At 69.1% G+C, this 13,870-nt stretch carries 12 protein-coding genes; 9 read left to right on the top strand and 3 right to left on the bottom strand.

All coding sequences use genetic code 11. The features are described 5' to 3' along the window. Positions 1 to 11 precede the first annotated feature (11 nt). The 6 genes from coaD to FQY83_RS14090 all read left to right on the top strand — a co-directional run bounded on the left by coaD (position 12) and on the right by FQY83_RS14090 (position 4,732). Complete coding sequence (gene coaD, locus FQY83_RS14115; protein ID WP_146388619.1) at positions 12 to 515, top strand: pantetheine-phosphate adenylyltransferase; 504 nt, start codon at positions 12 to 14, stop codon at positions 513 to 515. A gap of 36 nt (positions 516 to 551) precedes the next feature. Then, complete coding sequence (locus FQY83_RS14110) at positions 552 to 1,037, top strand: hypothetical protein (protein WP_146388618.1); 486 nt, start codon at positions 552 to 554, stop codon at positions 1,035 to 1,037. 199 nt (positions 1,038 to 1,236) lie between these two features. Next, positions 1,237 to 1,491, top strand: coding sequence for a YfhL family 4Fe-4S dicluster ferredoxin (locus FQY83_RS14105; protein WP_146388617.1), 255 nt, complete (start codon positions 1,237 to 1,239; stop codon positions 1,489 to 1,491). Further along, the gene (gene ggt, locus FQY83_RS14100; RefSeq protein WP_146388616.1) at positions 1,488 to 3,233 is read left to right on the top strand and encodes a gamma-glutamyltransferase; all 1,746 of its coding nucleotides are present in this window, start codon (positions 1,488 to 1,490) and stop codon (positions 3,231 to 3,233) included. The genes FQY83_RS14105 and ggt overlap by 4 nt, the downstream gene beginning before the upstream one ends. 198 nt (positions 3,234 to 3,431) lie before the next feature. After that, complete coding sequence (locus FQY83_RS14095; protein ID WP_146388615.1) at positions 3,432 to 4,334, top strand: MBL fold metallo-hydrolase; 903 nt, start codon at positions 3,432 to 3,434, stop codon at positions 4,332 to 4,334. Then, positions 4,331 to 4,732: an MAPEG family protein gene (locus FQY83_RS14090; protein ID WP_146388614.1), complete on the top strand. Its 402-nt coding sequence runs from the start codon at positions 4,331 to 4,333 to the stop codon at positions 4,730 to 4,732. The genes FQY83_RS14095 and FQY83_RS14090 overlap by 4 nt, the downstream gene beginning before the upstream one ends. A 9-nt stretch (positions 4,733 to 4,741) precedes the next feature. Here the strand turns inward: FQY83_RS14090 and FQY83_RS14085 are convergent, their stop codons facing one another. Continuing rightward, entirely contained in the window at positions 4,742 to 5,125 is a 384-nt protein-coding gene (locus FQY83_RS14085) for a helix-turn-helix transcriptional regulator (RefSeq protein WP_146388613.1), read from the bottom strand. Between the two features lie 623 nt (positions 5,126 to 5,748). Here FQY83_RS14085 and FQY83_RS14080 point away from each other — a divergent pair. Next, complete coding sequence (locus tag FQY83_RS14080; protein ID WP_146388612.1) at positions 5,749 to 7,509, top strand: glycoside hydrolase family 9 protein; 1,761 nt, start codon at positions 5,749 to 5,751, stop codon at positions 7,507 to 7,509. Between the two features lie 124 nt (positions 7,510 to 7,633). Here FQY83_RS14080 and upp read toward each other — a convergent pair whose 3' ends face one another. Both upp and FQY83_RS14070 read right to left on the bottom strand, forming a co-directional pair. Beyond that, positions 7,634 to 8,266: a uracil phosphoribosyltransferase gene (gene upp, locus FQY83_RS14075; RefSeq protein WP_146388611.1), complete on the bottom strand. Its 633-nt coding sequence runs from the start codon at positions 8,264 to 8,266 to the stop codon at positions 7,634 to 7,636. 393 nt (positions 8,267 to 8,659) lie between these two features. Further along, positions 8,660 to 10,975: a TonB-dependent receptor plug domain-containing protein gene (locus FQY83_RS14070; protein WP_146388610.1), complete on the bottom strand. Its 2,316-nt coding sequence runs from the start codon at positions 10,973 to 10,975 to the stop codon at positions 8,660 to 8,662. Between the two features lie 378 nt (positions 10,976 to 11,353). Between FQY83_RS14070 and FQY83_RS14065 the strand changes: the two genes are divergently transcribed. Together FQY83_RS14065 and FQY83_RS14060 are read left to right on the top strand one after the other, a co-directional pair. Further along, the gene (locus FQY83_RS14065; protein ID WP_146388609.1) at positions 11,354 to 12,475 is read left to right on the top strand and encodes a phytase; all 1,122 of its coding nucleotides are present in this window, start codon (positions 11,354 to 11,356) and stop codon (positions 12,473 to 12,475) included. Between the two features lies 1 nt (position 12,476). After that, positions 12,477 to 13,868 (top strand): purple acid phosphatase family protein, encoded by a 1,392-nt coding sequence (locus FQY83_RS14060; RefSeq protein WP_146388608.1) that lies wholly within the window; start codon positions 12,477 to 12,479, stop codon positions 13,866 to 13,868. Positions 13,869 to 13,870 lie beyond the last annotated feature (2 nt).

Below are 13,870 nucleotides of genomic sequence, written 5' to 3'. Positions count from 1 at the left end.
ACGCCAAGACCATGAGCCCGGCCCGCACCCGCACCGCGGTCTATCCCGGTACCTTCGACCCGATCACCAACGGCCACATCGATCTCGTCGACCGCGCCGCGCCGCTGTTCGAACGCCTGGTCCTGGGCGTGGCCGCGAGCCCGTCCAAGCGTCCGACCCTGTCGCTGGACCTGCGCGTGCGCCTGGCGCGCGAGGCGGTGGCGAAGCATCCGAACGTCGAGGTCCAGGGCTTCGACTCGCTGCTGGCGCACTTCGTGCGCGAGGTGGGCGGCGGCATCCTGCTGCGCGGCCTGCGCGCGGTGTCCGACTTCGAGTACGAATTCCAGATGGCGAGCATGAACCGCCACCTGATTCCCGAGGTCGAGACGCTGTTCCTGACCCCGGCCGAGCAGTACGGCTTCATTTCCTCGTCGCTGGTCCGCGAGATCTCGCGGCTCGGCGGCGACGTGTCCGGCTTCGTGCCGGCCGCCGTGGCCGAAGCGCTGCAGGCCGAATGGCGGCGCGGCGCGGGCTGATATCGTCCATCCCCACACCAACTACGGAGTACCGCGATGAAACTCATGAACAGGTTGATGCTGGCCGCCTGCCTGGTGCTGCCGTTCGCGGCGTGCAAGAAGGAAGAAGCCGCGCCGGTCGAGAAGGCCCCGGTGGCCGCCCCGACCACCGACGACAAGGCCGCGTGGCAGGCCTACCTGAACGACCAGGTGCCGCGGCACATGGAAGGCATCACCGCCCAGCCCTTCGTCTACCGCGTGCCGGCCGAGGACAACCCGAACGATCCCGAGGAATACAACCGCCTGCTCGACAAGGCCAAGAGCGACGTCGCCCGCGGCATCATCAAGGGCAACATCCTGGCCTACGCCGGTCTCAACCCGACCAAGACCGCGGACCTCGTGGTCGCCGCCTTCGAGACGGTGACCCCGAACACGATGAAGGGCGTGCGCGTGGTCTACATCGGCGACACCGCCAACAACGAACGCGTCAAGGCCGCAGTCGAACCCGCCGGCGTCGAATACCGCTTCGTCGAAGCCAAGTGACCATTTGGCCCGCGCCCGCACAGCGGGCGCGGCTGCCAAATGGTCATCCCGAGCCGCAGGCGAGGGATCTCCTGTCCGCCACCGGAACCGCTCCGGAAGGAAATAGGTCGGGGCTACGCCCCGACGCCCGCCCCTCCCCGCACATCGCCGTTCCGCCCATGGAACGGGACCGCCCCGGCGCAGCGCATACAATGCGCACATGTCCCTGAAGATCAACGAGCTCTGCGTCAATTGCGACGTCTGCGAGCCGGCCTGCCCGAACAAGGCGATCTCGCAGGGCGAAACCATCTACGTCATCGATCCGGCGCTGTGCACCGAATGCGTCGGCCATTTCGACGAGCCGCAGTGCGTGGTGGTGTGCCCGGTCGAATGCATCGATCCCGATCCCGACCATCCCGAAACCGAGCCGCAGCTGCTCGCCAAGCTGCGCCGCCTGCAGCAGGAGTCCGCATGAAGTCCAGGTCCATCGCCGCCGTGTTCGTCGCCTGCCTGCTGTTCGTCGCGCCGCTGTCGGCGCGCGACACGCGCACGCCGCCCGCGCATCCGCCCGGCGCCGCGATCGCCTCGGCGCACGAACTCGCCACCGACGCCGGTTTCGAGACCCTGCGCGCCGGCGGCAATGCCTTCGATGCCGCGATCGCGGTGTCCGCGGTGCTGTCGGTGGTCGAGCCGATCTCGTCGGGCCTGGGCGGCGGCGGCTTCTTCCTGCTGCACGACGCAAAGACCGGCAAGGACGTGTTCGTCGACGCGCGCGAGATGTCGCCGGCGTCCGCCACGCCCGAGCGCTACCTCAAGCCCGACGGCGAGTTCGACCGCGACCGTGCCATCAACGGTCCCTGGGCCGCGGGCATCCCCGGCCTGCCGGCGGCGTTCGTGCATGTCGCGCAGAAGTACGGGAAGCTGCCGCTCTCCACCTCGCTGGCGCCCGCGATCCGCATCGCCCGCGACGGCTTCCCGGTCTACGCCCGCTTCGCGCGCGGCTACCGGCAGCGCAGCGAGGTGATGGAACGCTATCCCGGCACGCGCGAGGTGTTCCTCGCCGGCGGCGCCGCGCCGAAGGAAGGCGAACTGTTCCGCCAGCCCGACCTCGCGCGCACGCTGCAACTGCTGGCGGACGAAGGCTTCGACGGCTTCTACCGCGGCGAGGTCGGCGCGAAGCTGGTGGCCGGCGTCAACGCCGAGGGCGGGCAGTGGACCGCGGACGAACTCGCGGCCTACACGGTCAAGGAGCGCGACCCGATCCGCCTGCGCTACCGCGACTGGGACATCGTCACCGCGCCGCCGCCGTCCTCGGGCGGCATTGCGCTGGCGCAGATGCTGCAGATCCTCGAGGGCTGGAAGCTGCAGGAACTCGACGAGCCGCTGCGCGTGCACCTGGTCACCGAATCGATGCGCCGCGCCTTCCGCGACCGCACCTTCTACCTCGGCGACCCGGATTTCGTGAAGGTACCGCAGCGACTGCTGACCAGCGCCGACTACGCCGCCGGCCTGCGCGCGACCATCAATCCCGCGAAGGCCACGCCGAGCGACCTGCTGTCGGGCGAACAGACGCCGCTGGAGGACGACGAAACCACGCACTTCTCGATCATCGACGCCGACGGCAACCGCGCCGCGGTGACGCAGACGGTGAACCTGCTGTTCGGCTCGGGCCTGGTGCCGCCGGGCACCGGCGTGCTGCTCAACAACGAGATGGACGATTTCGCGCTCAAGCCCGGCACGCCGAACGCGTTCGGCGTGATGGGTTTCGATGCCAACGCGCCGCAGCCCGGCAAGCGCATGCTCAGCTCGATGACGCCGACCTTCATGCAGTCCGCCGACAGGGTGGTCGTGCTCGGCACGCCCGGCGGCAGCCGCATCATCACCATGGTGCTGCTGGGCATCCTCGGCTACGACGCCGGGCTCGACGCCCAGGCCGTCGCCGCGCTGCCGCGCTACCACCACCAGTGGATGCCGGACGTGATCGAGGCCGAAAGCGGCGCGTTCACGCCACAGGTGGCGCAGGCGCTGCAGGCGCTGGGACACACGCTGAAGCTCCCCGGCGACGAGGCCGCGGGCGGGCGCGGCTCCAGCCACGTCTGGGGCAACCTGCAGACGGTCGAGTGGGACCTGTCGGACAACGTGCTGCACGGCGGCAGCGACCCGCGCAATCCGGTGGGCAAGGCGGCGGTGGAGGCGGTTGGCGCGGGGAAACGCTGAGCCGGCGTATTCTCGCCCGTCATCCACGGGAAAGCGCTGAACCGGAGTATTTTCGCTCGTCATCCCGGCGAAAGCCGGGATCCATTTTGACCTTGCCCGGGCCTTTTCCACTCGTTTGACGTAAAGGCACAATGGATCCCGGCTTTCGCCGGGATGACGAGCGGAGAAATCACGAGAGATGAAATCCGGAATCCGGTCATGAAACTCTGGTCGATCGAAGGCAATTCGCAGCGGCTCGACGGCGGCTCGATGTTCGGCAACGCGCCGCGCACGATGTGGACGAAATGGGCCGTGCCCGACGATGCCAACCGCATCCGCCTCGCCACCCGCGCGCTGCTGGCCACGCCGCTCAACGGCAGGACCGTGCTGTTCGAAACCGGCATCGGCGCGTTCTTCGAGCCGACGATGCGCGAGCGCTTCGGCGTCGCCGAAAGCCGGCACGTGCTGCTCGATTCGCTGCGCGAGGCGGGCTTCGAGCACACCGACATCGACGTCGTCGTCCTCAGCCACCTGCACTTCGACCATGCCGGCGGCCTGCTGGCGCCGTGGGCGGCGGGCAAGGCGCCGGAACTGCTGTTCCCGAACGCCACCTTCGTGCTCGGCCGCAAACACTGGCAGCGCGCGTGCAACCCGCATCCGCGCGACCGCGCCAGCTTCATCCCGGAACTGCCGGGCCTGCTCGAGGCCAGCGGCCGCGTCGAGTTCGTCGACGACGACCGCGCGCCCTCGCTCGGCGACGCCGTGCGCTTCCACTACAGCGACGGCCACACGCCGGGGATGATGCTGGCCGAGATCCCCGGCCCGGACCTGCGCGAGGGCAGGCCGCACGGCGGCGTGGTGTTCTGCGCCGACCTCGTGCCGGGACTGCCCTGGGTGCACGTGCCGATCACGATGGGCTACGACCGCAACCCCGAACTGCTGATCGACGAGAAGCAGGACTTCCTCGATGACAAGCTGGCGCGCGGCGTGCACCTGTTTTTCACCCACGATCCCGACATCGCGCTGGCGCAGCCCGCCCGCGACGACAAGGGCCGCTTCACCACGATCCATCAGGTCCCGCGACTGGCCGCGCGCCCGTTGCACGGGGAGGACGCCGCATGATTCCACGCATTACCCTGCTCATCGCCTCGCTGCACGTGCTGCTGTACGTCGCGCTGGCGCTCCGCGTCGTGTTGCACCGGCGTGCGCATCGCATCGGCGTCGGCACCGGCGGCGACGCAGCGATGACCCGCAAGGTGCGGGTGCACGCCAACTTCGCCGAGTACGTGCCGCTGGCGCTGCTGATGTTGGCGCTGCTGGAGCTGTCGGGCTTCCGCGCCGGCCTGCTGTGGGCCTTCGGCGTTGCGCTGCTGCTGGCACGCGTGCTGCACGCGATCGGCCTGGGCGGTTCGGCGGGCTATTCGTTCGGCCGCTTCGGCGGTGCGCTGCTGACCTTCCTCGTGCTGCTGGCGATGGCGCTCGCCGGGATCTGGCGGACGCTGGTCGTGCACACGCTCTGACGCAGCGCGTCAGCCGCCGGTGCGCGGGCGCCGCGGGCGCTGCGGCAGTTGCGCCTCGACGATCTGCAGCACCGCCTGCTTGAACGGTTCGCCGCAGGCGCGGAAGGCCTGCAGCAGGCGGCGTTCGACCGGGTCGTCCACGAATTCGGCGTCGGCGGCGGGGATGCCTTCGTTCGGCGCCTGCGGGGTGCCGCGGCCGGTGGCCAGCCATTCGTAGGAGACGCCGGTGGCGAGCGCCAGCTCCGAGAGGCGCTCGCTGGAGGGGAAGACGCGTCCCTTCGCGGCTTCCCAGTTGCCGACCGCGCTGCGGCTGACGCCGAGCGCTTCGGCCAGTTCCGCCTGCGACATCCCGGCGCGCACCCGGGCGGTCCGGACGCGTGTGCTCAGCTTCATGCCAGTGCCTCGTTCCGTGGGTTTTCGATATGGCACGCGCCTGCAGGGGCGTACGTTCTCAGTGATTCTGACATGTCATCAATATTGACATCGCTTGTCCAGCCTTGTTGGCAAAATTCTTCAAGTCAATGTAATCGCTGGAAATATTTTGATAGTGTCAGTGATACTGACAGTTTTTGCGACTCCGGATGCTTGCTTGTCGCGGGGACATCGCCGAGGGTTGCAGTCGTGTGGTCGCGTCGGCTCCACGGATGGATGCCATAGGAGCAATTCCGCAGGGAGATGCTGGAAGCAGCGTAGATTCGGTTGGGTCGACGCTTGTCGTCGGCCCAGCCGGATCGATTTCCCGGCATTCCCCACCACGCTCCCTCCCCCTCTTCCAGGCTGTTCCCGCGAATGCGGGAACGACCCGGAAGACGCCTGTCATTCCGAAAAAAACTGTCATTTCGGAAAAAGCCCCCTTGTCATTTCGACCGCAGGGAGAAATCTTCCTTCCCCGTGCGCTCGCGTGCGCCGGAGACGGGATTTCTCCCTGCGGTCGAAATGACAGGGCTTTTTTGTCAATGACAGGTCTTTCTGTCCATGCGCTTGCCTGCCGCGCCGGTTGCGGCGAGCATCGGGGCATGACCAGAACCGCCTTCCGTCTCCCGATCCGCCCGCTGGCGCTGGCCGTGCTGTTGTCCCTGGCGGGGCAGGGCATCTCCGGCGATGCCCCGGCCGGCGAAAGCGCCGCGCCCGCGATCCGCCTCAACCAGCTCGGCTTCGCGCCTGCGGCGAACAAGCTGGCGATCGTGGAAACCACGACCGCCGGCCGCTTCGAAGTGGTGCGCGAGGGGGACGGCGGGGTGGTGCTGGAAGGCGAACTGTCGAAGCCGGCGGCATGGGCGCCGGCCGGGCGTAGCGCGGCGGTGGCCGACTTCGGCGCGCTGGTCGCGCCGGGCCACTACCGCGTCCGCGTGGACGGGCTGCCGCCGTCCGATCCGTTCCCGGTCGGGCCGCAGGCCTATGCCGGCCTCGCCGATGCGGCGCTCAAGGCGTTCTATTTCAACCGCGCCGGCAGCGCGCTCGAGGCCGCGCACGCGGGGGCTTACGCGCGCGCCGCCGGGCATCCGGATACGGAAGTGGAAATCCATCCGTCCGCCGCCTCGGCGAACCGTCCTGCGGGAAGCGTGATCTCCGCGCCCGGCGGCTGGTACGACGCGGGCGACTACAACAAGTACGTGGTCAATTCCGGGATCACGATGTACACGCTGCTGGCGGCGTGGGAGGACTTCCCGGCGTTCTTCCGCGGCCGCGACGTCGGCATTCCGGAAAGCGGCGACGCCGTGCCCGACCTGCTCGACGAGTCCTGGTGGAACCTGCGCTGGATGCTGGAGATGCAGGATCCCGGCGACGGCGGCGTCTACCACAAGCTCACCAACCTGCGCTTCGACGGCATGGTGATGCCGGACGCGGCGCGTGATCGGCGCTACGTGGTGCAGAAGGGCACCGCCGCGGCGCTGGATTTCGCCGCGGTGATGGCGATGGCCTCACGCGTGTATGCGCCCTTCGAGGCGCAGTTTCCGGGCGTGCCGGCGCGCATGCGCGTCGCGGCCGAACGCGCGTGGGAGTGGGCGCAGGCGGATCCGGACGTCCCCTACCTGCAGCCGGACGACGTGCACACCGGCGCCTATGGCGATGCCGCGTTCGACGACGAGTTCGCCTGGGCCGCCGCCGAGCTGTACCTGCTCACCGGCGAGGCCGGCTACCTGCGCGCATTCGAACAACATGCGCAGGCGCCCGCGGTGCCGTCCTGGGCGAGCGTCGGCAGCCTCGGCTGGATGTCGCTGGCGCGCCATCGCGACCGCCTGCCCGACGAGGCGGCCCGCACGCGCATCGCCGCAGGCATCGACAGGCTGGCCGCCGCGCTGGCCGCGCGCGAACGCGATTCGGCGTGGCGCGTCGCGATGCAGGCGGAGGATTTCGTCTGGGGCAGCAGCGCGCAGGCGCTCAACCAGGCCATGGTGCTGCTGCAGGGCTATCGCCTGTCGGCGCGGCGCGAATACCTCGACGCGGCGCAGTCTCAGCTCGACTACGTGCTCGGCCGCAATCCGCTGGGCGTGTCGTTCGTGACCGGCCAGGGCCTGCGCACGCCGATGCACGTGCACCACCGGCCCTCGCAGGCGGACGGCGTCGCCGGGCCCGTGCCGGGCTGGCTGTCGGGCGGCCCCAATCCGCGGCAGCAGGATGCGGGCGACTGCCCGGTCCCGTATGCGTCCGCGCTGCCGGCGCTGTCGTGGCTGGACCACGACTGCAGCTACGCGAGCAACGAGGTCGCGATCAACTGGAATGCGCCGCTGGTCTACGTGGCGGCGGGGATCGAGGCGCTGACGCCGGCGGAATAGGCGACATCGCCCCGGAGGCTGGCATCCAAAGGAGCCAGGCATCGGGATGACAGGCCGATTGTTTCGCTCGGGATGACAGGGGTGTTTGGCCCATCCCGGGTGGAACGCAGCGCGACGTGCGGGCTCAGTCGACCCGCGTGCCGAAGATGCGGTCGCCGGCGTCGCCGAGGCCGGGCAGGATGTAGCCCTTCTCGTTGAGCCGCTCGTCGATCGCGGCGGTGTAGACCTCGACGTCGGGATGCGCCGCCTCCAGCGCGCGCAGGCCTTCCGGCGCGGCGACCAGGAAGACGCCCTTGACCCTTCGCGCGCCGGCGCGCTTGAGCATGTCGATGGTGGCGATGAGCGTGCCGCCGGTGGCGAGCATCGGGTCGAGGATCAGCGCATCGCGCTCGTCGAGGCGGCCGGTCAGGCGTTCGAAGTAGGGCACCGGCTGCAGCGTCTCCTCGTCGCGCTGCAGTCCGACCACGCTGACCTTGGCCGCGGGGATCAGCGCCAGCACGCCGGGCAGCATGCCCAGTCCCGCGCGCAGGATCGGCACCAGGGTGATCTTGGCGCCGGCGATGCGCCGCACCTGCACTTCGCCGGCCCAGCCGGTCGCCGTCGCGGCCTCGGTGTCGAGGTCGGCGGTGGCCTCGTAGGCCAGCAGGGTGCCGAGTTCGGTCACCAGCTCGCGGAAGCCCTTGGTGCTGAGCGAGGCGTCGCGCAGCAGGCCGATCTTGTGCTGGACGAGGGGGTGGCGGACTTCGACGGTTTTCATGGTGCGTGGCGGCGGGGGCGTGGCGGAAGTCTGCATCAAAGCAGGTGTCGCCACCAAGGGCATCGGCAACTGTTGCAGGATGCGGGTCCTGCGCACCGATCTGCATGATCGTTCGGTGGCACTTCTGCCGTCGTCCAGCATCGGAATGATGGCCGGGAGGATCACGTGGGCATCGTGTGCCCAAGAAATACCGTCATTTCGTCCGCAGGGAGAAATCTTCTTCCCGCGCCGTGGACACGAGATTTCTCCCTGCGGTCGAAATGACAGGGGTTGGGGGACGGCGGACGGACCGGGGCCGGCAGTGCGGCGCCCTCCATTCGAGTGGACGAAGACAGGAAGGAAGAAGCCGGCTTGCGCCGGCTTCTTCGTCTTCGATGCCGCCGGATGCAACGCTCAGAACGCCCAGCGCATGACCAGCTGGTAGCTCGGGCCGGCTTCCTCGGTTTCCAGCTCGTACTCGTCGTGGTCGCGGGCGATCTGGTCGCCGAGGGTGTCGAACTTGTGGAAGAACTCGTCCTTCGACGCGTCCAGCAGGTTGGATGCCGACAGGCGCACCGAGAGGTTGTTGCCGAAGCGCTTCTCGACGAAGGCCTCCAGGTCCTCGCCGTACCTGATGGTGACTTCCTCGGCCAGGATGCGCTCGTAGGCATCGCCCTGCTTGCGGTAGGACACGCCGAAGCTGGCGCCCACCGACGGCAGGTCCTGGATGAAGCCGATGTTGAAGGCCGAGCGGGCCTGGTTGTTGAAGCGGCGTTCGCCCAGGAAGTCGTCGACCTTCGACTTGACGTAGGCGTAGTTCATGAACACGCCGGTGTTCTCGAGGCCGAAGGCGCCCAGCGGCGTGGACAGGTCGAACTCCACGCCGTAGACCTTGCCGTCGCCGACGTTGCCCGAGGTGAACAGCCAGCTCTCGGCCGGCTCGGCCGCCATGGCCTCCTCGATGGTGTCGTAGTCGCCGTCGTCGACCATCTCCTCCCAGGCGTCGAGCGCTTCCTCGCTCGGCTCGCCGGTGTTGACCATCTCGATCAGGTTGCTGACGTCGCGGTAGAAGAAGTTGATGCCGACCACGCCGCGCCTGCCGAGGCGGCGCTCGTAGCCGAAGTCGAGGCCGTTGGCGGTCTCGGCGTCCAGGTGCGGGTTGCCGATGTAGTCGTTGTCGCCGAACTCGCCGTCGAGCACGGCGGGCACCAGTTCGTTGAAGTTCGGGCGCTTGATGCTCCTGGCCAGCGACAGGCTGAGGCGGTCGGCGTCGGTCAGGTCCCACTTCAGGTGCAGCGACGGCAGCAGTTCGTCGTAGTCCTTGCCGGCGGCGCCCTCGGTTTCGCCGTCCTCGACGTAGCGGATGTCCGACTTGGTGGTCTCGAAGCGCAGGCCGGTCTCCCACGACAGCCTGCCGGCCGTACCGGAGAACATGAGGTACGGATCCAGGCGCTTCTCCTCGATCACGCTGGCGACGGTGCCGTCCAGCTCGTAGGCCACGGGGTCGCCCTCGTCCTCGGCTTCCCATTCGTAGAACGTATGGGTGATGTCGCGCTTCTTGCTGCGGTAGTCGATGCCGAACTCCATCTCCGCGCTGCCGACGGCGCGCTTGTGCGCGATCTTGAACGCGGTCTCGGCGTCCTTGGCGTCGATGCCTTCCATCTCGGCCTCGGATTCGTCCCATTCGCCGTCGACGTAGGCGTGCGCCTGTTCGCTCTCGACGCTGTCGTCCTCGAAGCGCGCGTGGTCGACGCTGATCTCGGTGGCGCCGCCGGCCATGTCGAAGCGGTACTCGGCGCCGATGCCCCAGTTCTTCTGGTCGACGGTGGCCAGGCCGGGGACGTCGGCGTTGATCACCTCGCCGTCGTCGTATTCCTCCTCGAAGGACACCTCGGTCACGTCGCGCCTGGTCCTGACGTAGAAGCCGTCGATGCTGAAGCGGCCGGTCTCGCCGACGTTGGCGGTGTAGGACAGGTTGCCCGAGTAGTCGCGGCCGTCCTTGACCTCGGTCTGGTCCTCCCAGCTGACCAGTTCCTCCATCGACGGGTCGGAGAACCGGTCGGAGCGCTTGAACTTGGCGCGGTAGCGATCCTGCACGTTGATGCCGGCGAGGATGCGGCCGCCCAGGGCCTCGCCGCTGGTCACGGCGCCGAAGGTCGGGTTCACCTCGCCGTCGTACCAGCGGTTCACGCCGATGCGCAGGTAGCTGCCGTCGAACTCGTAGGCGTCGCGCAGGACGATGTTGACCGCGCCGGCCACCGCGTCGCCCGATCGGTTGGCGCTGTTGCTGCGCAGGATCTCGATGCGATCGACCATCTCCGCCGGGATCCGGTCCACCCAGAACGAGCGGTCGTCGCCGGCGCCCGGCACCTTCTTGCCGTTGATCAGCACCTGGGTGTAGCCGCCGCCCAGGCCGCGCAGTTGCACGCCGTCGAACTCCATGATGTCGGTGCCGACGAAGGCGGCGCCGGGCAGGCGCTTGACCATGTCGCCGACGGTGTTCGGCTCGAAGCGCTGGAAGTACTCCAGGTCGTAGCTCAGCACCGGCTCGATGTCGCTGGTGCGGTTGCGGTACGCGATCTCGCCCTGCACGACGACGGCGTCGAGCTGCTTGGCGTCGGATTCTACGGAGCCGTCGGGCGTTTCGAACTGCGACCAGGCGACGGCCGGCAGCAGGAGCGTGCAGGCGAGTGCGCGGGACAGGCCTGCGGCCAGGGCGTTCTTCTTCATGGTGGGGATCCCCGAGGTGGAAGTGCGAAGGCAAACCGCACTTTCTAGGGCAGGGATGTGGCGCGAATATGACGGTTGCGCGGCGCCGTCCGCGGGGACGCGGCTGCAATCAAACCGTCATGATCCCTCCGTAGTGTTCGCGGATTCGATGGCAGGCTGCTGCAGGGAAGGTGCCGACGACGAGGCCGCCACCTGTTCGACGAGTCGCCGGAACCCAGGGGCGCCCGCCGACGTGCGGCAGGGCGCCGGAGTGAAAGCATGCTTCCTGCCTGCGCGTCGATGCCCGCCCGCGTTTCCTGTCAGCGAACTGTCAGAGCGGGGGCGCTAGTGTCCCGTCCATCCCGGCGGTGCGCCGGGCCAATCCACGGGAGAGACCTCATGAATTCCAGGTTCGCACGCACGCTTGCGTGCCCGCTGTCGCTGCTCGCCATCGCGCTGGCCGGCTGCGGGAACAAGCCCGAAGCAGCGCCGGCCGTCGAGCCGGCATCGTCCGCGCAGGCGCGCGAGGTGCCGGTCATCGCCGAGGCGTTCCTCACCGCGATGACGCCGGACGACAACATCGATTCGCCGGCGTCGTGGACGTCGCCCGACGGCGCGACCTGGGTGGTCGCCACCGCCAAGGCGACCGACCGGCTGGTGGTCTACGACGGCACGACCGGCGAGACGCTGCGGACCGTCGGCGGCCCCGGCACGGGCGAAGGCCGCTTCGATCGTCCCAACGGCATCGCCGTGGCCGACGACCTGCTGTTCGTGGTCGAGCGCGACAACCATCGCGTGCAGGTGCTTCGCCTGCCGGACTTCGGGCACGTGCTGACCTTCGCCGCGGACGACCTGGTCAAGCCTTACGGACTGTGGGTGAACCGCGTCGGCGAAGGCTACGAGGTCTACGTGACCGACGCCTACATGGCCGGGGAGGATGCGCAGGGCGAGGATATCCTGCCGCCGCTGGCCGAACTCGACAGGCGCGTCCGGCGCTACGCCATGACGCCCGCGGATGCGGGCTACCGTGCCACGCTGGTGTCGTCGTTCGGCGATTCGAGCGAGCGGGGCGCCCTGCGCGTGGTCGAGTCGATCTGGGGCGATCCCGCCCACGACCGGCTGCTGATCGCGGAGGAAGACGAGACCTACGCCAACGAACTGAAGGTCTACGACCTGGCCGGGAACTTCGCCGGCCGTACCATCGGCGGCGACGTGTTCCAGGCGCAGTCCGAGGGCATCATGCTCAAGGCCTGCGACGACGGCACCGGCTGGTGGATCACCACCGAACAGGGCAAGGGGCGCACCGTGTTCCACCTGTTCGACCGCGGCACGCTCGACCATGTCGGCGCGGTGGCGGGCAAGGCGGTCGCCAATACCGACGGCATCTGGCTGCACGCCTCGGCGTCGGAGCGCTTCCCGCAGGGCGTGCTGTACGCCGTGCACGACGACCAGGGCATGGTGGCGTTCGACTGGCGCGACATCGCCGGCGCGCTGTCGCTGCCGAACTGCGGGGTGCGCTGAGATGGCGCGCCCGGTTCCGCTGGCCGTCGCGGCCGCATTGCTGCTGTCGCCGTGGTCCGCGGCGATGGCGGAGGCGCCGCATCCGGGGCGGTACGTCGAGCCCAACACCCTGGTGCCGGAGGGCGTGGTCCGCTACGCGCCGAGCGGATTCCCCGACCGCATCGTCGCGGTCCCGCTGCAGGACGCGGCGACCGGTTTCTCGGTGAGCTGGCGGACGGCCGCCGCGGTCGACGCGCCGATGCTGGAAATCGCCGTCGCCAAGGAATCGCCCGACCAGTGGGACGGCGACGCGCCGCCGCGGCAGGTGCGGGCGCAAACGCGCGCGCTGGCCGCCGGCAACGGCGTCGCGCACCATCACCATGCCGTGGTGGACGGGCTGCAGCCGGGCACGCTGTACGCCTGGCGCGTGCAGGGCGACCGCACCTGGAGCCCGTGGCGGCAGCTGCGCACCGCCGCGCCGGCCGGGACGCCGTTCGAGTTCCTCTACATCGGCGACACCCAGAACAAGAACGCCAGCCTGGTCACGCGGGTGATGCACGAGGCGGTGCGCCACGCGCCGGCCGCGGACCTGGTGCTGTTCGCCGGCGACCTGGTCAGCGAGGCGGTCGACGACGACGAATGGGGCGAGTGGTTCGACGCGACCTCCGCGCTGTCGCCGACGATGGCGTTCGCCCCGGCGCCGGGCAACCACGAGTTCTTCGAGGAGTTCGAGGACACGCCGCAGGAACGCCGCGTGCTCGGCGAGCAATGGAAGGCGCATTTCGCACTGCCGGGCAACGGCGCCGCCGGCGTGGAGCAGACCACCTACTGGTTCGACTACCAGGGCGTGCGTTTCGCGGTGATCGACGGTACCTCGGCGCTCGATCTCGATGCCGGGCCGGCGCAGGCCGCGTGGCTGGAGGACGTGCTGGCCGGCAATCCGCACCGCTGGAGCATCGTGCTGATCCACCAACCCTTCTATTCGCCCCGCGCCAACCGCGACAACCGCGAGCTGCGCGAATACCTGCAGCCGGTGCTCGAGAAGCACGCGGTCGACCTGGTGTTGCAGGGGCACGACCACGTCTACGGCCGCCGCAGTAGCGAGCAGGGCGTGCCGCCGGTGTACACGGTGTCGGTCGCGGGCCCCAAGCAGTATCGCCTGTCCGGCGACGCCAGGCGGAGCATGTCGCCGGTCGGCGAGGACACGCAGCTGTTCCAGGTGCTGCGCCTGGACGGCAACCGGCTGAGCTACGAGGCGCGCACGGTCACCGGCCGGCTGTACGACGCGTTCGCGCTGGTGGATGGGGGCGACGCCGGGAAGCGCCTGGAGGAACGGCTCGAAGGGCGGATCGGGGAGCGCCTGTGCGGGCGTTCGCAGACGTTGGGCGGTCGCGCCGACCGCTGCTGGGAGTAGGG

The sequence above is a fragment of the Luteimonas marina genome (assembly GCF_007859325.1).
Taxonomy (GTDB): domain Bacteria; phylum Pseudomonadota; class Gammaproteobacteria; order Xanthomonadales; family Xanthomonadaceae; genus Luteimonas; species Luteimonas marina.
Note: the sequence above shows the minus strand (reverse complement) of the source record. Positions and strands in the feature narration are given on the sequence as shown.

What these genes read in the sequence shown, in the direction of transcription:
- coaD (WP_146388619.1), top strand. Translation starts at nt 12, where the DNA reads ATGAGCCCGGCCCGCACCCGCACCGCGGTCTATCCCGGTACCTTCGAC.
- FQY83_RS14110 (WP_146388618.1), top strand. Translation starts at nt 552, where the DNA reads ATGAAACTCATGAACAGGTTGATGCTGGCCGCCTGCCTGGTGCTGCCG.
- FQY83_RS14105 (WP_146388617.1), top strand. Translation starts at nt 1,237, where the DNA reads ATGTCCCTGAAGATCAACGAGCTCTGCGTCAATTGCGACGTCTGCGAG.
- ggt (WP_146388616.1), top strand. Translation starts at nt 1,488, where the DNA reads ATGAAGTCCAGGTCCATCGCCGCCGTGTTCGTCGCCTGCCTGCTGTTC.
- FQY83_RS14095 (WP_146388615.1), top strand. Translation starts at nt 3,432, where the DNA reads ATGAAACTCTGGTCGATCGAAGGCAATTCGCAGCGGCTCGACGGCGGC.
- FQY83_RS14090 (WP_146388614.1), top strand. Translation starts at nt 4,331, where the DNA reads ATGATTCCACGCATTACCCTGCTCATCGCCTCGCTGCACGTGCTGCTG.
- FQY83_RS14085 (WP_146388613.1), bottom strand. Translation starts at nt 5,125, where the DNA reads ATGAAGCTGAGCACACGCGTCCGGACCGCCCGGGTGCGCGCCGGGATG.
- FQY83_RS14080 (WP_146388612.1), top strand. Translation starts at nt 5,749, where the DNA reads ATGACCAGAACCGCCTTCCGTCTCCCGATCCGCCCGCTGGCGCTGGCC.
- upp (WP_146388611.1), bottom strand. Translation starts at nt 8,266, where the DNA reads ATGAAAACCGTCGAAGTCCGCCACCCCCTCGTCCAGCACAAGATCGGC.
- FQY83_RS14070 (WP_146388610.1), bottom strand. Translation starts at nt 10,975, where the DNA reads ATGAAGAAGAACGCCCTGGCCGCAGGCCTGTCCCGCGCACTCGCCTGC.
- FQY83_RS14065 (WP_146388609.1), top strand. Translation starts at nt 11,354, where the DNA reads ATGAATTCCAGGTTCGCACGCACGCTTGCGTGCCCGCTGTCGCTGCTC.
- FQY83_RS14060 (WP_146388608.1), top strand. Translation starts at nt 12,477, where the DNA reads ATGGCGCGCCCGGTTCCGCTGGCCGTCGCGGCCGCATTGCTGCTGTCG.